At 40.2% G+C, this 19626-nt stretch carries 20 protein-coding genes; 8 read left to right on the forward strand and 12 right to left on the reverse strand.

What is annotated here, in order from left to right; translation table 11 throughout:
• Positions 1–113: 113 nt before the first annotated feature.
• The 10 genes from sucD to ACFQ3Q_RS09740 all read right to left on the reverse strand — a co-directional run bounded on the left by sucD (position 114) and on the right by ACFQ3Q_RS09740 (position 9660).
• The gene (sucD, locus tag ACFQ3Q_RS09695) at positions 114–995 is read right to left on the reverse strand and encodes a succinate--CoA ligase subunit alpha (RefSeq protein WP_380745214.1); all 882 of its coding nucleotides are present in this window, start codon (positions 993–995) and stop codon (positions 114–116) included.
• Between the two features lie 210 nt (positions 996–1205).
• Positions 1206–2741 (reverse strand): M56 family metallopeptidase, encoded by a 1536-nt coding sequence (locus ACFQ3Q_RS09700; protein WP_380745216.1) that lies wholly within the window; start codon positions 2739–2741, stop codon positions 1206–1208.
• Positions 2741–3109 carry a BlaI/MecI/CopY family transcriptional regulator gene (locus ACFQ3Q_RS09705; protein ID WP_380745218.1) on the reverse strand — a complete coding sequence of 123 codons (369 nt, stop codon included), beginning with the start codon at positions 3107–3109 and terminating at the stop codon, positions 2741–2743. The genes ACFQ3Q_RS09700 and ACFQ3Q_RS09705 overlap by 1 nt, the downstream gene beginning before the upstream one ends.
• A 136-nt stretch (positions 3110–3245) precedes the next feature.
• Entirely contained in the window at positions 3246–3614 is a 369-nt protein-coding gene (locus tag ACFQ3Q_RS09710; RefSeq protein ID WP_380745219.1) for a nuclear transport factor 2 family protein, read from the reverse strand.
• A gap of 5 nt (positions 3615–3619) precedes the next feature.
• Positions 3620–4549, reverse strand: a complete 930-nt coding sequence (locus ACFQ3Q_RS09715) for a UDP-3-O-(3-hydroxymyristoyl)glucosamine N-acyltransferase (RefSeq protein ID WP_380745220.1) — start codon at positions 4547–4549, stop codon at positions 3620–3622.
• A 66-nt stretch (positions 4550–4615) separates the two neighbouring features.
• The gene (efp, locus tag ACFQ3Q_RS09720; RefSeq protein ID WP_380745222.1) at positions 4616–5182 is read right to left on the reverse strand and encodes an elongation factor P; all 567 of its coding nucleotides are present in this window, start codon (positions 5180–5182) and stop codon (positions 4616–4618) included.
• A gap of 11 nt (positions 5183–5193) precedes the next feature.
• Positions 5194–5979 carry an acyl-ACP--UDP-N-acetylglucosamine O-acyltransferase gene (gene lpxA, locus ACFQ3Q_RS09725; protein ID WP_380745224.1) on the reverse strand — a complete coding sequence of 262 codons (786 nt, stop codon included), beginning with the start codon at positions 5977–5979 and terminating at the stop codon, positions 5194–5196.
• Positions 5980–5984: 5 nt separating this feature from the next.
• The gene (locus ACFQ3Q_RS09730; RefSeq protein WP_380745225.1) at positions 5985–7385 is read right to left on the reverse strand and encodes a bifunctional UDP-3-O-[3-hydroxymyristoyl] N-acetylglucosamine deacetylase/3-hydroxyacyl-ACP dehydratase; all 1401 of its coding nucleotides are present in this window, start codon (positions 7383–7385) and stop codon (positions 5985–5987) included.
• The gene (gene lpxD, locus ACFQ3Q_RS09735) at positions 7378–8406 is read right to left on the reverse strand and encodes a UDP-3-O-(3-hydroxymyristoyl)glucosamine N-acyltransferase (RefSeq protein ID WP_380745226.1); all 1029 of its coding nucleotides are present in this window, start codon (positions 8404–8406) and stop codon (positions 7378–7380) included. Before lpxD ends, ACFQ3Q_RS09730 begins: the two co-directional genes overlap by 8 nt.
• Positions 8407–8430: 24 nt before the next feature.
• Positions 8431–9660, reverse strand: a complete 1230-nt coding sequence (locus ACFQ3Q_RS09740) for an HD domain-containing protein (RefSeq protein WP_380745228.1) — start codon at positions 9658–9660, stop codon at positions 8431–8433.
• Positions 9661–9699: 39 nt separating this feature from the next.
• Here ACFQ3Q_RS09740 and porX point away from each other — a divergent pair, with 39 nt between their 5' ends.
• From porX to ACFQ3Q_RS09770, 6 genes are all read left to right on the forward strand, one after another.
• Positions 9700–11250 carry a T9SS response regulator signal transducer PorX gene (porX, locus tag ACFQ3Q_RS09745; protein ID WP_380745230.1) on the forward strand — a complete coding sequence of 517 codons (1551 nt, stop codon included), beginning with the start codon at positions 9700–9702 and terminating at the stop codon, positions 11248–11250.
• A gap of 139 nt (positions 11251–11389) precedes the next feature.
• A complete protein-coding gene (tsaE, locus tag ACFQ3Q_RS09750; RefSeq protein WP_380745232.1) occupies positions 11390–11794 on the forward strand; it encodes a tRNA (adenosine(37)-N6)-threonylcarbamoyltransferase complex ATPase subunit type 1 TsaE in 405 nt (134 codons plus the stop codon).
• 280 nt (positions 11795–12074) lie between these two features.
• Positions 12075–12221 (forward strand): hypothetical protein, encoded by a 147-nt coding sequence (locus tag ACFQ3Q_RS09755; protein WP_380745234.1) that lies wholly within the window; start codon positions 12075–12077, stop codon positions 12219–12221.
• Complete coding sequence (locus tag ACFQ3Q_RS09760; protein ID WP_380745236.1) at positions 12184–12753, forward strand: hypothetical protein; 570 nt, start codon at positions 12184–12186, stop codon at positions 12751–12753. Before ACFQ3Q_RS09755 ends, ACFQ3Q_RS09760 begins: the two co-directional genes overlap by 38 nt.
• 60 nt (positions 12754–12813) lie before the next feature.
• The gene (locus ACFQ3Q_RS09765) at positions 12814–14013 is read left to right on the forward strand and encodes an alanine dehydrogenase (protein ID WP_380745238.1); all 1200 of its coding nucleotides are present in this window, start codon (positions 12814–12816) and stop codon (positions 14011–14013) included.
• Between the two features lie 5 nt (positions 14014–14018).
• Complete coding sequence (locus ACFQ3Q_RS09770) at positions 14019–14393, forward strand: hypothetical protein (RefSeq protein WP_380745239.1); 375 nt, start codon at positions 14019–14021, stop codon at positions 14391–14393.
• Positions 14394–14470: 77 nt separating this feature from the next.
• On the opposite strand, the gene bcp is transcribed toward ACFQ3Q_RS09770, so the two are convergent.
• Positions 14471–14920: a thioredoxin-dependent thiol peroxidase gene (gene bcp, locus ACFQ3Q_RS09775; protein WP_380745241.1), complete on the reverse strand. Its 450-nt coding sequence runs from the start codon at positions 14918–14920 to the stop codon at positions 14471–14473.
• A gap of 31 nt (positions 14921–14951) precedes the next feature.
• Here bcp and ACFQ3Q_RS09780 point away from each other — a divergent pair, with 31 nt between their 5' ends.
• Entirely contained in the window at positions 14952–15608 is a 657-nt protein-coding gene (locus ACFQ3Q_RS09780) for an endonuclease III domain-containing protein (RefSeq protein WP_380745243.1), read from the forward strand.
• A gap of 258 nt (positions 15609–15866) precedes the next feature.
• On the opposite strand, the gene ACFQ3Q_RS09785 is transcribed toward ACFQ3Q_RS09780, so the two are convergent.
• Complete coding sequence (locus ACFQ3Q_RS09785) at positions 15867–16454, reverse strand: RNA polymerase sigma factor (protein WP_380745245.1); 588 nt, start codon at positions 16452–16454, stop codon at positions 15867–15869.
• Positions 16455–16691: 237 nt separating this feature from the next.
• Between ACFQ3Q_RS09785 and uvrA the strand changes: the two genes are divergently transcribed.
• Complete coding sequence (uvrA, locus tag ACFQ3Q_RS09790; protein WP_380745611.1) at positions 16692–19481, forward strand: excinuclease ABC subunit UvrA; 2790 nt, start codon at positions 16692–16694, stop codon at positions 19479–19481.
• Positions 19482–19626: the final 145 nt, after the last annotated feature.

Genomic DNA, 19626 nt, shown 5'->3' on the forward strand with positions numbered 1-19626 from the left:
TTTTATACAGATTCAAATATAACAAAACCCCTGAAAGGCACTAAATAAAAAATCCTCCTGAAATTGTTCTGAAGAGAACAATCGCAGAAGGATCTAATAAGAATATATTTTCTTTATACTAAAGCTTTAAGCACTTCAGCAACAGTTTTTCCAATTTCTGCAGGAGAATCAACAACAGTGATTCCATTTTCTTTTAAAATCGCTTTTTTAGCCTGAGCGGTATCCTCACTTCCACCTACAATAGCACCTGCGTGGCCCATTGTTCTTCCGGCGGGAGCAGTTTCACCAGCAATAAATCCTACCACCGGTTTCTTGTTTCCGTTCTCCTTGATCCATTTCGCTGCATCAGCCTCAAGTTGTCCTCCAATTTCACCGATCATCACGATACATTCGGTTTCATCGTCGTTCATTAAAAGCTCTACAGCGTCTTTGGTAGTGGTTCCAATAATCGGGTCACCACCAATCCCTATAGCGGTAGTAATACCAAGCCCCTGCTTCACCACCTGGTCGGCCGCTTCATAAGTAAGGGTTCCAGACTTAGAAACGATTCCTACTTTTCCCTTTTTGAAAACGAAGCCAGGCATAATACCAACTTTAGCCTCTCCGGGAGTGATCACACCAGGACAGTTTGGCCCGATAAGCCTGCAGTCTCTGTCTTTTATATAATCTGAAGCCTTTACCATATCGGCAACAGGAATACCTTCAGTAATAGTAATAATAACTTTAATTCCGGCATCGGCAGCTTCCATAATTGCATCGGCAGCAAAAGCCGGCGGCACAAAAATTATAGTAACATCGGCTCCGGTCTGTTCCACAGCATCAGAAACTGTGTTGAATACCGGCCTGTCTAGGTGTTTTGAACCTCCTTTTCCCGGAGTAACTCCACCCACAACATTAGTACCGTATTCTATCATTTGCTCTGCATGGAAAGTACCTTCACTACCGGTAAAACCCTGCACGATTATTTTCGAATCTTTATTGACTAAAACGCTCATAGATTTTAATTGAAATTTTGCGTTACAAAAGTATGTTTTTAAAAATAAAACTTAAAGTCTTTTTAGAAGTTTATTGCAGTATTTAACCTGAATTTATAGTGTTTTTGAACTATATTAAGCCTTCTTTCGGCAATTACATACCCCTATCCAAAACATAAAAAAACCGAAGCTGACGCGCTCCGGTAGATTTTTGTAATTGTATTTGGTTCACTAATCGTCAGAGTGAATTTGCACTTCCGCTTTTTTGTCATCGATTTTCTTCACCTCTATGCGGATATCCTTCTTACCTTTCATAAGGCGTTCAGCCTCCTGCCTGCTTACTTTTTCTCCGTTAAAGTAAAAGTTTGCATCCCCGATGGACTTAAATGAAGCTCCATCTTCATTTTCACCCATTTTAACGACGGTCATTTCCTTTGCTCCGTTCTCCTCGGATTCCTTAATGACCTCGATCCTTCTTGTAACCTTCACTTCTGATGCTCTGGGAACATCCTTTACTTTCGGAGCCGGTGCAGGCGGTGCCGGGGGTGCAGGAACATTGGCTTCTTCTGGTATTGGTGGAGCTGGTGGTGCCGGTGGAAAAAGATCCTGTCCCAGTACCTTCGAAAGTCTGGTTTCAAGGAATTCCCGGTTAAATTTTTGAAGAAAACTGCGACCTTCTTCCCCTTCTTTCAGCTGAACATTAAAGTTCAGTTTCAACTCCCTTAGTTCTTCTTCGGTCATACCTTTTGTTGCCCGGTTTATTGCCCTGCTGAAATCTTCAAGAGCAACCTTTTCTTGGTTCACCCAAATTTGCTCTCCGGCAATCTTTATTGTCAACTCCTTTGGCTCCTGCTGATCTACGTGAATTCCAGCGGTCACAGGAGTATTGTCCAGGGGTTTTGCGGTAATTCCGTTATTGAAAAGCAAAATGCAAACCGCCAATACCGGCAATAACAGGCTCAGTCTTGTTGCCAGTCTCTTTTTTGAAAATGGTTTTGAAATCATAAGTATTCGTTTTTTGATTAATGAATGATTAAATGAACTCGTCAGGCCCTGATGCCGACCTGCGGAATAATTGAATAATAATTTGCTGTAATCTAACGTATGTCCACTGCTTTCCACAACAGCCTTATCTGCCAGGAATTCGTGGTTCATCTGCATTGCGCTTTTATACAAGATATAAAGCGGGTTAAACCAAAAAATCACCTGTAGCCCTTCTATTATTAATATGTCTAATGAGTGTCTCTGTCTTACGTGAGCCTCTTCGTGCTTAAGGACCTCCTGCTCTATTTCTCTTCTTTCATAGGACGTTTTATTTAAAAAGATATATTTCAAAAAAGAATGCGGGCTAAGTCTTTCCTTTAAAAGCACGTTCGTATAATGAGGCATCCTGATTTGTTTGTTCAGTTTCACCCTCAGAAAGATCTCCCTCAAATTCCTGAAAAACCGAATACCGAAAAAGATCAGTCCTGCTAAATAAATTATTCCGATGAGATAAGGCATTAAATCTGAAAACTGGGTGGTTTCCACCAGGTTTTCAGCAACAAGGCTTCCGCTTTTAACAACCTGAGATCCAGTGTCAGCTTCGGCAGTAACTGCCCCGGTATGATATGTGAATCCAATAATCGGTAATACAAGTGATAGCACCAGGCTTCCTAAAAGATAGAACCTTTTGAACTTGTGCATATGCTCACCTTCCAGTGCCAGCTTATAAAAAACAAAAAGCACTAAAAGACATAAGGTGGATTTTATTAGATACTCTATCATCACTTTTTCCTTTTAATCTGTTCATCTATCAGCTTTTTCAAATCTTCCAGCTCACTTTTACTTAAATCTGATTCTTTAGTGAAAAAGGAAGCAAACTGCGTGGCAGAATCGTTGAAGAAATTGCGGATAAGCCCTTTCACCTGTTTCGAAAAATAGTCCTTCTTCTTTACCAGCGGAAGGTATTCCCGGGAACGACCTACCTGCACATAATCTACAAAGCCCTTATCCTGCATTCTTTTGAGTAAAGTCGCCACGGTCGTTTGTGCAGGTTTGGGATCGGGATAGGCATTTATAAGATCTTTCATAAAAGCTTTCTCCTGCCTCCATAAGAGCTGCATTAATTGTTCTTCTGACTTTGAGAGCTGCATTTTCTATTTGATTAGAACTAACTCTACAAATGTAGAACATAACATTTAATTCTACACTTGTAGAATTGTTAAAAAACAAAAAATCTGACAGATTTTGATGAAACCGGCCAGATAGAAGTATAAAAACTGGAATTTATTATTCAGCCAGTTGGCTGATCTGGTAGCCTTTATAGAGCTTATTGTCTTTGAGTTCCCAGGTTGCCATAAAGTGCGCCAAGGGCATTTCTTCCTCCGGATTCTCTATGGTTTTGACGTGATACGTGAAGTGTATGGCCACCTGACCGTCTTCCTGAATTAAAGAGGCCACTTCAATTCTAAGGTCATCATAGTTTTCAGCCATCTCCTTTGTGAGTCCCGATATTTGGGAAAAATCCATCTCCCGGTATCCAATACTGGAATGCCAGCACAAAGATGCTTCAGGATGAAGATATTTTTCTAAGACTTTAGAATCGGAATAAAAAGACTCGTAAAAATTTTCAACGATTTCCTTCCCTTTTGAACTCATATACTTTATTTTAATTTTTCGATCAATTTAGGCAATTGTCGTAAAAGAGCCAACTCTTTTAATTTAGCTCTGGATTCCATCGCCGGATTTCCGCTATAAATGGTATTTGCTTTTGCAGATTTGGTGATCCCGGCCTGTCCCATAAGAACAGCACCTTTGCCAACGGTGATCCCGCTTCTCATCCCAACCTGTCCCCAAACGGTAACTTCATCTTCTATGATCACGCAGCCGGCAATCCCTACCTGAGATGCGATCAGGCATTTTTTACCGATCACGGTATCATGTCCTATCTGAATAAGATTATCCAGTTTGGTTCCCTCTTTAATGGTAGTATCCCCGGTAACACCCTTATCTATGGTGCAATTGGCACCAATATCCACATTATCTTCAATAACCACCCTGCCGCCAGATTTTAGCTTATCAAAGCCTTCGGGCCTGTTTTTATAATAGAAAGCATCGCCGCCAAGCACGGTTCCTGAATGTACGGTCACGTTATTGCCAATCACGGCATTGTCATAAATAGTGACATTAGGATGGATAAGGCAGTTCTCCCCTATTTCCACATTATTCCCAATAAATGCATTCGGCTGGATTATTGTCCCCGCCCCGATCTTAGCCGAATCTGATATCATCTTTTCAGACTTCTGGAACGGTCTGAAATACTCGGTGAGTTTATTAAAATCGCTGAAGGGATCTTCTGAAACCAGCAGGGCTTTTCCTTCAGGGCATTCCACTTCCTTATTGATAAGGATCACGGTCGCGGCAGAATTCAAGGCCTTATCGTAATACTTCGGGTGGTCTACGAACACGATATCACCAGGGGTAACCACGTGAATTTCATTCATTCCGTATACCGGAAAATCAGGGTCCCCTACAAACTTGCAGGACAACAATCCGGCTATCTGCTTAAGGCTGTGTTTCTGAGGAAATTTCATTCAGGAAAATTTAAAGAAAAAAGGATTGAAACTGATATGCTCCAATCCTTTTTTTATATTCTGTAATTATTCTTTGATACGCTCTTTATACGTACCCTTATCGGTCTCTACCCTAATCTTATCGCCCTCGTTAATGAACAAAGGAACGTTCACTTCAGCTCCGGTCTCTACCGTTGCGGGTTTAGTAGCATTGGTAGCCGTGTTACCTTTTACACCAGGTTCGGTATGAGTCACCTCAAGCACCACGCTTGCCGGCATCTCTACAGAAAGCGGCATATTATCTTCGGTATTGATAATGATGGTCACCACTTCGCCTTCCTTTAAAAGTTTAGGCTGATCCAAGGCACTTTCCACAAGCCTTATCTGGGTATAGTCTTCCACATTCATAAAGTGATAGAATTCCCCGTCCTGATATAAGAACTGATACTTGTGAGTTTCCACACGCACATCATCAATTTTATGCCCTGCAGAAAAAGTATTCTCGATCACTTTTCCGGTGGTTACACTTTTAAGCTTGGTACGCACAAAAGCGGGACCTTTCCCCGGTTTTACGTGAAGGAATTCAACAATCTTATAAATATCGTGGTTATAGCGAATGCATAAACCATTTCTGATATCACTGGTATTTGCCATTTGAATATAATTTAATTTGAACTGAAGTATCCTTTCATGATACCTCGTTGTGAGTTTTTAATGAATTCAAGAATCTCATCCCTTTCGGCTGTTGCCTGCATTTCGGCTTCTATTATGGCAACTGCCTGAGAGTTGTTATAGTTTCTTTGATATAATATCCGGTAAATATCCTGTATTTCCCTGATCTTTTCAGTTGAAAAACCTCTTCTTCTGAGCCCGATGGAATTTATACCTACATAAGACAGAGGCTCTCTTCCGGCTTTAACGAATGGCGGCACATCTTTTCTTACCAGGGATCCCCCGGTAACAAAGGCGTGATTACCAATACTGCAGAACTGCTGAATGGCAGCCATTCCCGCAAGCACAACGTAGTCCCCTACATTAATATGACCGGCAAGGGTACTGTTGTTAGAGAAAATACAGTTATCGCCAACAATACAATCGTGGGCAATATGGCAATAAGCCATAATCCAGCAGTTCTTGCCAATAACGGTTTTCATCCTGTCTGAAGTTCCACGGTTAATAGTAACACATTCCCTGATGGTGGTGTTATCCCCAATTTCGGTTAGCGTATCCTCTTCATTAAATTTCTTATCCTGCGGGATCGCAGAGATCACGGCACCGGGAAAAATGCTACAGTTCTTCCCGATACGAGCGCCTTCCATTATTGTCACATTAGAACCAATCCAGGTTCCCTCCCCAATTACAACATTATTATGAATTGTTGTAAAAGGTTCTATTACCACATTTTTGGCAATCTTGGCACCGGGATGCACATATGCTAAAGGTTGGTTCATATTATTTATTTTGATTTAACGATTTGGGCCATCAGGATCGCTTCAGTTGCCAATTTCCCATTCGCATAGGCATAAGCCTGCATCTGGCAAATTCCGCGTCTGATTGGCGCAAGTAATTCTAATTTAAAAATTAAAGTATCTCCGGGCACTACCTGTTGTTTGAACCTTACGTTATCTATCTTCATAAAATAAGTAAGATAATTCTCAGGATCCGGAACAGATTTTAATGCAAGTATTCCACCCGTCTGAGCCATAGCCTCAACCTGAAGCACTCCCGGCATAACCGGTTTACCTGGAAAATGGCCTACAAAGAAAGGTTCGTTCATAGTAACATTCTTTACTCCCACCACACAGGTATCGGTACATTCGTAGATCTTGTCTACCAGTAAGAACGGTGGGCGGTGAGGCAGAATATTCATAATATCGTTCACGTCCATCAATGGCTTCTGATCGAGATCCACTTTTGGAACATTACTTCTTTTTTCAGCTTTTATGATCTTGGCCAGTTTTTTAGCAAACTGGGTGTTCACATAATGCCCCGGCTTATTCGCGATCACTTTACCCCGAATTCTGGTACCGACCAAGGCAAGATCGCCAAGCACATCAAGCAATTTGTGACGAGCCGCTTCATTAGGATAATGAAGGGTTAAGTTATCTAAAATCCCATTGGGTTTTACTGAAATATCATCCTTATGGAATACTCCGCGTAATTTCTGAAGGGTTTCTTCTCCTATCTCCTTATCTACATATACAATCGCGTTATTAAGATCCCCTCCCTTTATAAGGCCGTGATCTAAAAGAGATTCCAGTTCGTGCAGAAAACTGAAGGTTCTGGCATCAGAGATCTCTTTCTTGAATTCTGAAAGGTGCTGGATGGAAGCGTTCTGAGTCCCAAGAACTTTTGTCCCGAAATCAACCATAGTAGTCACCTGGTATTCATCTGCGGGCATAACGATAATCTCGCTTCCAGAATTCTCATCGTGATAACTTATCACTTCGTTCACAACAAACTCCTCCCTTTCAGCGTCCTGCTCAACTACTTCTGCCTTTTCAAGGGCTTCCACAAAGAACTTGGAAGACCCGTCCATAATTGGAGGTTCTGAAGCATTAAGCTCAATAATGATATTATCGATCTCAAGGCCTACACAGGCAGCAAGAACGTGCTCTGAGGTCTGGATCTTCACCCCCTTCTTTTCAAGGTTGGTTCCGCGTTGGGTCTCTACCACATAGGTTACATCAGCTTCAATCTCCGGAGACCCTTCAAGATCTGTTCTTCTGAAGACATAGCCGGTATTTTCGGCGGCCGGTTTAAAGGTAAGCTTTACCTCTTTTCCGGTGTGAAGTCCAACTCCTTCCAGGGAAACTTCATTCTTTATGGTTTGTTGTTTTGCCATATTTTCAGCCATTTTCTCCTAATTTTTTTTCCAGTTGGTATATATTATTTACGATTTTCGGCAAATTTTTAAAATGAATAAAAGACTTATTAAAGTCATTGTATCCGAAGGCGGGTGATCCCTGCAAAATCTCATCATCTTTCACATTTCTGCCTATCCCGGACTGTGCCTGGATTTTAACCCTGTCGCCAATACTAAGGTGACCAACAATCCCTACCTGACCGCCAATAAGACAATTCTTTCCGATCTTGGTAGACCCTGCAATTCCCGTTTGTGCTGCAATAGCCGTATTTTCTCCGATCTCTACATTATGGGCAATCTGAATCTGGTTATCCAGCTTCACTCCTTTTCGGATTATGGTCGACCCAAGTGTGGCGCGGTCTATTGTGGTTGCTGCTCCAACATCAACGTTATCTTCTATAATAACATTACCTATTTGAGGCACTTTGCTGTACTCTCCTTTTTCATCGGGACTAAATCCGAATCCGTCCGCACCTACAATAGCTCCACTATGGATCACACAGTTGTTCCCGATAATGGTTTCAGAATAGATCTTCACCCCCGCAAAAATAGTAACATCATTACCTATGGTTACATTATCACCGATATAGGCATTAGGATAAACCTTCACGTTTTTACCTAATTTCACATTCTCTCCAATATATGCAAAGGCACCAAGGTAAAGCCCCTCCTCGTGTTTCACGGAATCTGAAATATAGCTTGGTTGCTCTATTCCACTTTTATTGAGTTTAATCTGATTGTAATATTCAAGTAAAGTTGAAAATGCCTTATAGGCGTCCTTTACTTTTATAAGAGTAGTGTTTACCGGCTGTTCTACCTCAAAATCTTTATTTACAATGGTAATAGACGCACCTGTGGTATATAAATAGGAGGTATATTTTGGATTGCTCAAAAACGTCAGGGAGCCTTCAGAGCCTTCTTCTATCTTAGCCAGTTCAGAAACTTCGGCTTCGGGGTTCCCCTCTATTTCCCCTTCTAAAATCTCTGCGATTTGTGCTGCTGTAAACTTCATTCTGGCAAAAGTAAAAAAAATGTGTTAATGTTTAGACTTCGGATAGCATATATAATGCTTCACCACGGTTTTGGAAAGGGCTTTCAGGTTTAACTGATCTGAAACCTTGGCTACATCGCTAATCTTCCCGTTTTTATGCAGGATATTAATATTGTTGTTCTCACTCTTATAGGCAAGGTTGGCGATCTCACCCCGGAAAACGAAGTAAGAAGCTTCCTTATCTGAAATCCCGTATTTCTCCTGAAGCGCCGACTTTCGTTTCTCCATTTTTTGATCTGAAGGCCTTTTCTTTTTGATCTTGACCTTTAAGAGGTCTCTGTTTATGATCATAGAACACAAATTGCTCAGCACAAAATCCTCACAATTCTCCCACTCTTTCATCGCTGAAACGATATCGTAGTCATCAAGTTTGGAAAATATTTCGAGTGTATCCCTGTCAAATGACTCTTTGGTGATCTTATTGTGAAGAAAGTAACTTAGAGCCTCACTGGCTTTAACTTCCTTACCTTCATCTATCAGCTCTTTTGCGCGTTTGAGCACCCTTATCAAAAGCTGTTCGGCCACAAGACTGGTCTTGTGCAGATATACCTGCCAGTACATTAATCTGCGGGCAACAAGAAATTTTTCTACGGAATAGATCCCTTTTTCTTCTACTACCAGCTCATCATTCACAACATTCAACATGGTGATAAGCCGTTCACTGTTTATGTTACCTTCAACAGCCCCGGTATAGAAGGAATCCCGTTTAAGATAGTCCAGCCTGTCCATATCCATCTGGCTGGATATAAGCTGATTCAGGAATTTTCGTTCATAGGTACCCTTGAAGATCTCAATGGCCAGAGTTAAACTTTGGTTAAAGTTTCGGTTCATTTCCTCCATAAAAAGCAGGGAAATACTCTCGTGATCCACCCCTTCTACAATACTGTGTTCCATCGCGTGAGAGAAAGGTCCGTGACCAATATCGTGCATTAAAATCGCGAACTGAAGCGCCTCTTCTTCGGCAGGAGAGATCTCAACCCCTTTATGCCTAAGCACCTGCACGGCTTTCTGCATTAAATGAACGCATCCTATGGCGTGATGAAAACGGGTATGATGAGCTCCGGGATATACAAGATATGAAAGCCCCATCTGGGAAATTCGGCGCAATCTTTGAAAGTAAGGATGCTCAATGATATTGAAGATCCGTTGGCTCGGTATGGTAATAAATCCGTAAATTGGATCGTTTAGGATTTTAAGTTTCTTATTTGAAGTCAAGCTTATTATTTCTTATAAATTTATAACAAAGATACATATATGAATAACATCAAAATACTATGGGTAGATGATGAAATAGATTTGCTTAAGCCCCACATCCTTTTCCTTGAATCTAAGAATTATGAAGTGACTACCGCCAAAAGCGGAACCGAGGCTCTGGAGCAAATTGAGGAAGATAATTTTGACATCGTATTCCTTGATGAAAATATGCCCGGACTCACCGGCCTGGAGACCCTTTCAGAAATAAAGGAAAAAAGGGAGAACGTCCCGGTGGTAATGATCACCAAGAGTGAGGAAGAATATATTATGGAGGAAGCTATTGGTTCTAAAATAGCCGACTACCTTATAAAACCGGTAAACCCGAACCAGATCCTCCTAAGCCTTAAAAAGAACCTGGATCATTCAAGACTGATTTCAGAAAAGACTACTTCCAACTATCAGCAGGAATTCCGAAAGATAGCAATGGAAATGTCGCAGGTAAACTCCTATGAAGAGTGGGCCGAGCTTTATCAGCGATTGATTTACTGGGAGCTTCAGCTGGAGACCATTGAGGACAGCGGGATGTTTGAGATTCTGGAATCTCAGAAACTGGAAGCCAATACACAGTTCTGTAAATTCATAGATAAGAACTATCCGTCCTGGTTCGAGAAGAATGCCGATGCGCCGGTAATGTCCCACACCCTCTTTAAAGAAAAAGTGGTGCCGGAAATAAACAAAGATCAGCCAACACTTCTTGTAGTGATAGATAATTTACGTTATGACCAGTGGAAGGCTTTTGAACCGGTAATCGCTCCTTATTATAAAAAGGAAAAGGAGTCACCTTATTATAGTATTCTGCCAACCGCCACGCAGTATGCCCGTAATGCTATATTTTCAGGCCTTATGCCAAGCGATATGGAGAAGTTATTCCCGAAATACTGGAAAAATGATACCGACGAAGGTGGTAAGAACAATTATGAAGCAGATTTTTTAAGAGAGCAATTGAACAGGCTTGGCTTGAATATTAAATATGACTACCATAAAATAAGCAGCCTTAAAGCCGGAAAAAAGCTTGTTGAAAACTTCAAAACACAAAAAGACAATGATCTCACGGTAGTGGTTTATAATTTTGTGGATATGCTCTCCCACTCGAAGACAGAAATGGAAGTGATTAAAGAACTTGCCTCCAACGATAAGTCTTACCGTTCTCTTACACACAGCTGGTTTAAGAACTCTCCTTTGCTGGAGATCATACAGCAGGCACAACAACTAGGGTTTAAACTCATTATCACCACCGACCACGGAACTATTAATGTAAAGCATCCTTCTAAGGTAATAGGTGATAAGAATACAAGTCTTAATTTAAGATACAAGACCGGAAAAAGTCTTACTTATGAGGAAAAGGATGTACTTGCGGCTAAAGACCCAAAGTCAATACATTTACCAAGTATTAATATGAGCAGCTCATTCATATTTGCAAAGGGAGATTTGTTTTTTGCTTATCCTAACAACTACAACCATTATGTAAGCTATTACCGGAACACCTATCAGCACGGGGGAGTTTCCCTGGAGGAAATGATTATTCCTTTTAGTGTGCTGAATCCTAAATAGCATATTATCAGAGGTTAAAATCCTGAGAATCGGGATTTTAACCTCTTTATTTCGCTTCGTTAAGCAGTTGTTTTTCAGACTACTAAATGCTTTTAGTAAATTTTATTTATCTTTATACCGCCTAAAGTCTGAAATAAATATGTCTGTCACCTACACTTTATCGCAAATTGATATGGCCGTAAGGCACATACTCGATCACTCTAAAAGCAAGACGCTTCTCTTTAATGGGGAAATGGGGGCAGGAAAAACCACACTAATTAAATCTTTGGTAAAGGAGTTAGGAGCAAAAGATATTGTTTCCAGTCCTACATTTTCATTGGTTAATGAATATGAAACTCCTGAAGGCCCGATCTATCATTTCGATTTTTATAGAATTGAAGATGAATCGGAGGCATTGGATATGGGAATTGAAGATTATCTGGCTCAGGATACCTGGATTTTTATTGAATGGCCCGAAAAGGTCCATAATTTGCTGGGTGAAAACACCCAAATTTTGGATATAGAGGTCATTGATGAAAAAACAAGAGTGTTAAATATTTGTTAAAAAAATCTGATTTTATAAAATTATCATCAAAATTAAATTGTAAGAATAAAAGTACAAAAGAATTGAATCAAACAAGCCGTAAAAAAGATATAGGATAAGTGAACGGGAAAAAGCTTTCTTTTAACTTACTTATGTAAAGTTTTCCGACTTGAAAATAGCCCGATTTTTGCCGCGAAAAAAGGTGCAAAAGTACGGATAATGTATTTATTTATAGTGTTTTATATTTCTATAGGTTTGCTTCAGTAAACAAAACGAAACAACAACCTAAAACTATATCACTATGAAACTTAAAGCAGTATTATTCGCAGCAGCAATTTTTGGAGCAAGCTTTTTTGTAACTTCAACTTCAGATAACGATACCAATAATGATCCAATCAAGAAACAAGCTGTTGAAAAATCAAAGATCAGGATTCCTGCTGCTGGGTAGTTTAATAGCACTATCTATAGCATTTTCACCTTATATATTTTATTTATATGAAATTTTCCCAAACAACCGTGTTTGGGAAAATTCGTTTTTTACCTATGAGAGTAACTACTACAAAGATGTGATGACAGCCGCCTGGACCTACCTGGGTAAGATCACTCCTCTTTTTCTTCTATTTATCTGGTTCTTCACTTGTAAACATTGGTGGTACCACGTTATTCTTGTACCTATTACCATGTATGCTTTTCAGCTTGTTATAGCTTTTTATGAAGATGTATATATTGAATCCAATGTATTAGATACCGACCAGTTAATTTACCTAGCGCCTTTTTTTATAATTATCCTTTCAATTGTATACCTGATCAGAATAAAAATTTTCGACCGTATTTATGGCATTGATCTCAGTGAACTCGAAGAGACCGAGGTGTCGGTCTTCTCACCAATATCTGACAAAGATATGAGTGAAGTAAAAGGCTTCCAGGATCAGGAACCTGAACTTAGTATGGCAGATGAGGACTATTACCGCAAACTTTAGGCTTTGTTTAATATTCCTAAAAATAGTTGTACTTTAATTCTTTAAAAGTATATCGCAACTATGGGAAAACAGGTTTCGCCTTTCACCAAAGAACAATTAATTCCGCAGGAAGAAACTCTTGAGATCTATAAAAACAAGGGGCAGCTTTTTATAGGCATTCCTAAGGAAACCTCTTACCAGGAAAAGCGAATTTGCCTTAGCCCGGATGCTGTAGCTGCCATTACAGCCCACGGCCACAGGGTTTTAATAGAATCAGGGGCCGGTAATTATGCTAGATTCAGCGATAAAGATTATTCCAATGCCGGTGCAGAGATCACGAAAGACACTCAAAAGGTCTTCTCCTGCCCTATTATTCTAAAAGTAGAGCCCCCTTCCCTGGAAGAGCTGGAAATGATCAACCCACAGACTATTCTTATTTCGGCCCTTCAGCTAAAGACCCAGTGCAAGGAATATTTTCAAAAACTCGCCGTAAAAAGAGTTACAGCCCTGGCTTTTGAATATATTACCGATGATGACGGAAGTTACCCCATTGTAAGGGCATTAAGTGAAATTGCAGGAACCGCTTCGGTTTTGATCGCTTCAGAAATTATGAGTAATCACGCTGAAGGAAACGGTCTTATGTTTGGTAACATAAGCGGGGTCCCTCCTATTGAAGTGGTAATCCTTGGAGCCGGTACCGTTGGAGAGTTCGCCACCAGATCGGCAATAGGCCTGGGAGCTAATGTAAAGGTATTCGACAGTTCCTTAACAAGGCTCAGAAATATACAGGCCAGTGTAGGGAAAACCTTCTACACCTCTACCATTCAACCTAAGAATTTAAGCAAGGCCATTAAGCGTTGTGATGTTTTAATTGGCGCAGTAAGGGGTAAGAACCGCTCTCCGGTATTGATTACCGAAGATATGGTCGCTACTATGAAACGAGGGGCTGTGGTTATAGATGTAAGTATAGATATGGGCGGCTGCGTGGAGACCAGTGAGATCACCACACATGATAAGCCTATTTTCACCAAACACGATATTATTCATTATTGCGTACCTAATATTCCATCCAGGTATGCACGAACTTCCTCTCTTTCAATAAGTAATATTTTCACACCTTATTTGCTTCATATTGGCGAAGAAGGCGGACTTGAAAATACCCTGAGATTTGACAAAGGTTTACGAAATGGTTTGTACTTTTACCACGGAATTTTGACCAATAAATCTATCGCAGACTGGTTTGATCTTTCTTACCGAGACATCAATCTGCTTATTTTTTAAAGTATATGAAGTTAATTCACCGTATCGGATATTACTCCCTCGGGTTATTTTTCGGTATTATTATTCTCATCTTTTTTCTTTCAGGGAAGAAAACCTCTTGTGACTATTTACCAAACGACAGGGTCCTTAAGAATATAAGGATCAAGGAAAGAAAATGGACCGATGAATCCCTTAGTTTTTTCAGCAAGAACGCAATCGATACTTCCGCAGTTTCCTATATTCTTGAAGAAGGAGACGTAGATTTCGATAAGAGCAAAACTCAAAAAGAGCCTTGCGGGATCTTTGTGGTATCCGGAAAGGCAGAAGAAAAGTTACTGGAATTACAAATTGAAAATTGCGATTCCATAGCAACACTCCTGAAAGCAGGTTTTAAAGAATAAATGAACACGGCTCATACATAATAAAAAAGGAGGCTTTTTAAAAAGCCTCCTTTTTTATTTAAATACTACTATGGTATTTATAGAATCTGGGCCGTGTGTTCTTTAGTTTTCACCTTTTTGATCACATCTTCAATCTTCCCTTCTTCATCTATAACAAAGGTGGTTCGATGAATACCTTCATACTCTTTACCCATAAACTTTTTAGGTCCCCAAACGCCATAGGCATTAATCACCTCTTTCTCTTCATCGGCTAAAAGCGGGAAGGGCAGTTCATATTTATTCTTGAAATTCTGCTGGCGCTTCTTTGAGTCGGCGCTTACACCAAGAATAGCGTATCCTTTTTCCTGAAACATTTTCCAGTTATCCCTCAGGTTACAGGCTTCAGCCGTACATCCGGGCGTACTGGCCTTTGGGTAGAAAAAAAGTACGAGCTTCTTTCCTTTAAAATCTTCTAACTTAACCGTATTTCCGTCCTGATCTTCTACAGAAAAATCCGGGGCCTTATCGCCCGCTTCTAATGTCGTCATAATTCTTACTTTTGCCATAAATTTACACAATATGAAGAAACAGGAAAAGGTTCAGTTCGTTATTGATACGTTAAATGAGATATATCCCGAAATTCCAATTCCGCTGGACCATAAAGATCCTTACACTTTATTGATTGCGGTACTGCTCTCTGCACAGAGTACAGACGTAAAGGTAAACCAGATCACTCCCATTCTATTTGAAATTGCCGACACTCCGGAAAAAATGGTCAAACTAAGTATTGAAGAGATAAGGGAGATTATTAAACCTGTTGGGCTTTCACCAATGAAATCCAAGGGTATACACGGTTTGTCTGAAATCTTGCTTGAGAAATACAATGGTGAAGTCCCTGCCGATATAGATGCTCTTGAAGAACTACCCGCTGTAGGCCATAAAACTGCAAGCGTGGTAATGGCCCAGGCCTTTAATGTTCCTGCTTTTCCTGTAGATACTCATATCCACCGTTTAATGTACCGCTGGAATTTAAGTAACGGGAAGAACGTTACTCAGACCGAAAAAGACGCTAAGAGACTTTTCCCAGAAGATCTTTGGAACAAACTTCATCTTCAGATCATCTGGTATGGCAGACAATATTCTCCTGCCAGGGGCTGGAATCTCGAAAAAGACATTATCACAAATACGATTGGCAGAAAGAGTGTTATCAAAGAATACTATAAAAACAAGAAATAAAAAAAGACCTGCAGGCTAATAAAAACAGGTCTTTTTCGGTCAATTCTAGTTTAGAAGCATTTCGATCTTCAAACTTTTACAGTCAATAACACTCAAAGCTTTAGAATAATCTAAAAGAAACTGCACTGTTTCTTTACTTGGCTTCAATTCATTCAAATTTTCTTCTTTCGAAGGTTTTTTAACGTAAAGTTTCCCCATTATTTAATTTTTTGCGTTTGGTTTGGAAGTATAACGCAAAAATTTGGAGGATATTGTAAACTAGTTGGTTAAAACCAAATTATGCTTTTCTATGATCTTTCTAAGGTTGATAAGTGCATATCTCATACGCCCTAAAGCGGTATTAATACTCACTCCTGTACGCTCTGAAATTTCTTTAAAACTCATATCCTTATAGATACGCATCACCAATACTTCCAGTTGATCCTCAGGCAATTCCTTGATCAATTCTTTTACATCGTTCTCTATCTGATCTTTAATGATCTGCTTTTCGGCGTTAAGGTCTGAATCGCTAAGCACCGAAAAAATATTGAAGTCACCGTTATTCTCGAATTTCGGCATCCGTTTGTTTTTCCTGAAGTGGTCTATCACCAGGTTATGCGCAATACGCATCACCCAAGGAAGAAATTTACCCTCTTCATTATATTTGCCTCGCTTAAGGTTTCTTATCACTTTAATAAAGGTGTCCTGGAAAACATCTTCGGCTACGTCCTTATCAAAGACTTTGGAATAAATAAAACTGTAAATGCGGTGTTGGTGGCGATTGATTAATTGGGAAAGCGCCTGCTCATCGCCGTGGATATATTCCCGTACGAGAATAGCATCGTCATTAACTTTAACGTTCTTCATATCAGTTACTTTTGTTCAGGATGATAGGGCAACCTGAGGGTTAGGTTTTTTAGTTTAAAAGTAACTGTATGCTATAGGCAAGTGAATTTAGTGGTCGTTATTGGCTTCAAATATAGCAAGATAAATTTGACTATTACAAATAAAACCTTAAGATTTTAACAATACTATAAGATTTTTTCCGCTTTATACACTGCTTCATATTAAGTACCTTTGCATCCTTACTGAAGAATAATGAGCATGAACACTGAGCTTGCAAAGGCAAATCCAAAGGAAAATATAATCATACAAGGTGCAAAACTGCACAATCTTAAAAATATAGATGTCATAATCCCCAGGAACAAGCTTGTGGTTATTACGGGGCTCTCCGGTTCCGGTAAATCCAGTCTTGCCTTCGATACTCTTTATGCCGAAGGGCAGCGACGCTATGTTGAAAGTCTCTCTTCTTATGCCCGCCAATTCCTTGGCCGGTTAAATAAGCCTAAGGTAGACTCTATAAAAGGAATAGCTCCTGCCATTGCCATAGAACAGAAGGTGAATTCTACCAATCCCAGGTCTACAGTAGGTACATCAACAGAGATCTATGATTACCTGAAACTTCTTTTTGCAAGGATCGGAAAAACCTATTCTCCAGTATCAGGTAATGAGGTTAAAAAAGACACGGTTACCGATGTGATAAAGTTTATAAAGAACTTTCCTGAGCGCGAAAAACTATTGCTCCTCGCTCCTATCCATCTTGAAAAAGGCCGTTCCTTATCTGAAAAAATAAAAGTACTTGCCCAACAGGGTTATAGCCGGATAAAAGTTAAGGATGAAGTATTAAGAATTGATGAAGCCGATCTAAAAAAAGTAAAGGCTAAAGACACTTCCCTCGTGGTGGACCGGATCATCACCAAAGACGAAGAGGACTTTTATAACCGTCTTGCTGATGCCGTTGAAGCGGCTTTCTTTGAGGGGAAAGGCGAACTATATATCGAAAAGCTCTCAGATAATGAGCAGCGTCACTTCAGCAATAAGTTTGAATTAGACGGTATAAACTTTCTGGAGCCTAACGTACACTTATTCAGTTTTAATAATCCCTACGGTGCCTGTCCCAAATGCGAGGGTTATGGCGATGTGATAGGGATAGATGAAGATCTTGTGATCCCGAATACAGGCCTTTCCATTTATGAAAATGCCATATTTCCCTGGAGAGGAGAAAGTATGAGCTGGTACAGAGATCAGCTGGTCAACAATTCGCATAAATTCGATTTTCCTATTCACAAACCCTATTTTGAACTTAGCGAGGAGCAAAAAAACCTGGTTTGGAACGGGAATCAATATTTTGAAGGAATCAACCAGTTTTTCGAATTTCTCGAAAGCAAGGCTTATAAGATCCAGAACAGGGTTATGCTGTCCCGCTACAGAGGAAAGACACGCTGTTCTGCCTGCAAAGGAAAAAGGCTAAGACCTGAAGCCGAATACGTAAAAATTAACGGATTAAGTATTACTGATCTTGTAGAAAAGCCACTGGACAAGGTTCGGGAGTTCTTTCATTCTTTAGAACTTAATGAATATGATGCGAAAATAGCCAAACGCCTGCTCACCGAGATCAATAACAGGCTGGAATTCTTATCTAATGTAGGCCTGGATTATCTAAACCTGAACAGAAAAAGCAATAGTCTTTCCGGAGGGGAATCGCAGCGGATTAACCTTGCCACCTCTTTAGGGAGCAGCCTAGTGGGATCTATGTACATCCTGGATGAACCCTCTATTGGGCTCCATCCAAAAGATACCGAAAGGCTGATAGGTGTTCTTAAGCATCTTCGGGATCTTGGAAATACAGTAATTGTGGTGGAACACGATGAGGATATTATGAACGCCGCCGATGAAATAATTGATATTGGACCTGAAGCCGGAACCAATGGTGGTGAGGTAGTTGCAACCGGAACCTTGAAGCAAATCCTCAAATCAGAATCCCTGACCGCAAAGTACCTGAATGGGAATATGGAAATAAAAGTTCCTGAAAAGCGAAGAAAATCTAAAAAAGAAGTTACCGTTATCGGAGCGCGGGAAAACAACCTGAAGAATATAGATGTGAGCTTCCCTTTAGGTGTCTTTACAGCAATTACCGGTGTTTCCGGAAGTGGTAAAAGCACCCTGGTCAAGAAGATCCTCTACCCTGCAATTCAAAAGGAGATTGGAGGTTACGGAGAAAAGGCCGGGCAATTTACCAAAATTCAAGGCTCACTTAACGGGCTTGGAACAGTAGAGTTCGTGGACCAAAACCCTATTGGCCGTTCCTCACGCTCAAACCCAGTTACTTACATCAAGGCCTATGATGATATACGTAATTTATTTGCTAACCAGAAACTGGCTAAAATAAGAGGCTACAAAGCAAAACACTTTTCCTTCAATGTTGATGGTGGCCGATGCGAAGTATGTAAAGGTGAGGGTGAAGTGACCATAGAAATGCAGTTTATGGCTGATGTGCACCTGGAATGCGAGGCCTGTAACGGTAAAAGGTTCAAGAAAGAAGTGCTGGAAGTTACTTTTGAAGATATGAACATCGATGATGTGTTGAATATGACCATCGATGATGCCACAGATTTCTTCAGCAAACACGAGGAAAAGAAAATAGTAAGTAAACTTAAACCCTTAAGAGATGTAGGTCTTGGGTACGTTAAATTGGGGCAAAGCTCTTCCACTCTTTCCGGCGGGGAGGCTCAGCGCATAAAACTCGCTTCCTTTCTTGTAAAGGGAAATACTAAAGAAAAAGCGCTTTTCATTTTTGATGAACCTACTACCGGACTTCATTTTCACGATATCAATAAACTGCTGAAATCTTTCAACGCGTTAATTGAGAAAGGACATTCGGTTGTGGTTATTGAACATAATATGGATCTGGTGAAATGCGCAGATCACGTGATCGACCTTGGGCGTGAAGGAGGTGAAAAAGGAGGGAATCTTGTGGCTGCAGGTACCCCTGAAGAGGTTGCCAATGATGAACATTCTTATACAGCCAAATACCTCAAAGAAAAACTACACTGAATCTAAACCCTTGCTATTCAAAAACTTAATATGCCCCGGAAAGCCCTTCTACCCTCAGGAAACAGGATGATATAGTTTTTTGGCACAGCCTTTGTATTATTTTAGATGACTTTCCAAAAGTCCCCCCAGAACCTAAAATATATAC

The organism is Salegentibacter chungangensis, assembly GCF_042678405.1.
GTDB lineage: Bacteria > Bacteroidota > Bacteroidia > Flavobacteriales > Flavobacteriaceae > Salegentibacter_A > Salegentibacter_A chungangensis.

What these genes read in the sequence shown, in the direction of transcription:
- bcp (WP_380745241.1), bottom strand. Translation starts at nt 14,920, where the DNA reads ATGACGACATTAGAAGCGGGCGATAAGGCCCCGGATTTTTCTGTAGAA.
- lpxD (WP_380745226.1), bottom strand. Translation starts at nt 8,406, where the DNA reads ATGAAGTTTACAGCAGCACAAATCGCAGAGATTTTAGAAGGGGAAATA.
- uvrA (WP_380745611.1), top strand. Translation starts at nt 16,692, where the DNA reads ATGAACACTGAGCTTGCAAAGGCAAATCCAAAGGAAAATATAATCATA.
- efp (WP_380745222.1), bottom strand. Translation starts at nt 5,182, where the DNA reads ATGGCAAATACCAGTGATATCAGAAATGGTTTATGCATTCGCTATAAC.
- ACFQ3Q_RS09730 (WP_380745225.1), bottom strand. Translation starts at nt 7,385, where the DNA reads ATGGCTGAAAATATGGCAAAACAACAAACCATAAAGAATGAAGTTTCC.
- lpxA (WP_380745224.1), bottom strand. Translation starts at nt 5,979, where the DNA reads ATGAACCAACCTTTAGCATATGTGCATCCCGGTGCCAAGATTGCCAAA.
- ACFQ3Q_RS09705 (WP_380745218.1), bottom strand. Translation starts at nt 3,109, where the DNA reads ATGCAGCTCTCAAAGTCAGAAGAACAATTAATGCAGCTCTTATGGAGG.
- ACFQ3Q_RS09755 (WP_380745234.1), top strand. Translation starts at nt 12,075, where the DNA reads ATGAAACTTAAAGCAGTATTATTCGCAGCAGCAATTTTTGGAGCAAGC.
- ACFQ3Q_RS09770 (WP_380745239.1), top strand. Translation starts at nt 14,019, where the DNA reads ATGAAGTTAATTCACCGTATCGGATATTACTCCCTCGGGTTATTTTTC.
- ACFQ3Q_RS09765 (WP_380745238.1), top strand. Translation starts at nt 12,814, where the DNA reads ATGGGAAAACAGGTTTCGCCTTTCACCAAAGAACAATTAATTCCGCAG.
- ACFQ3Q_RS09700 (WP_380745216.1), bottom strand. Translation starts at nt 2,741, where the DNA reads ATGATAGAGTATCTAATAAAATCCACCTTATGTCTTTTAGTGCTTTTT.
- ACFQ3Q_RS09785 (WP_380745245.1), bottom strand. Translation starts at nt 16,454, where the DNA reads ATGAAGAACGTTAAAGTTAATGACGATGCTATTCTCGTACGGGAATAT.
- ACFQ3Q_RS09715 (WP_380745220.1), bottom strand. Translation starts at nt 4,549, where the DNA reads ATGAAATTTCCTCAGAAACACAGCCTTAAGCAGATAGCCGGATTGTTG.
- sucD (WP_380745214.1), bottom strand. Translation starts at nt 995, where the DNA reads ATGAGCGTTTTAGTCAATAAAGATTCGAAAATAATCGTGCAGGGTTTT.
- tsaE (WP_380745232.1), top strand. Translation starts at nt 11,390, where the DNA reads ATGTCTGTCACCTACACTTTATCGCAAATTGATATGGCCGTAAGGCAC.
- ACFQ3Q_RS09710 (WP_380745219.1), bottom strand. Translation starts at nt 3,614, where the DNA reads ATGAGTTCAAAAGGGAAGGAAATCGTTGAAAATTTTTACGAGTCTTTT.
- porX (WP_380745230.1), top strand. Translation starts at nt 9,700, where the DNA reads ATGAATAACATCAAAATACTATGGGTAGATGATGAAATAGATTTGCTT.
- ACFQ3Q_RS09780 (WP_380745243.1), top strand. Translation starts at nt 14,952, where the DNA reads ATGAAGAAACAGGAAAAGGTTCAGTTCGTTATTGATACGTTAAATGAG.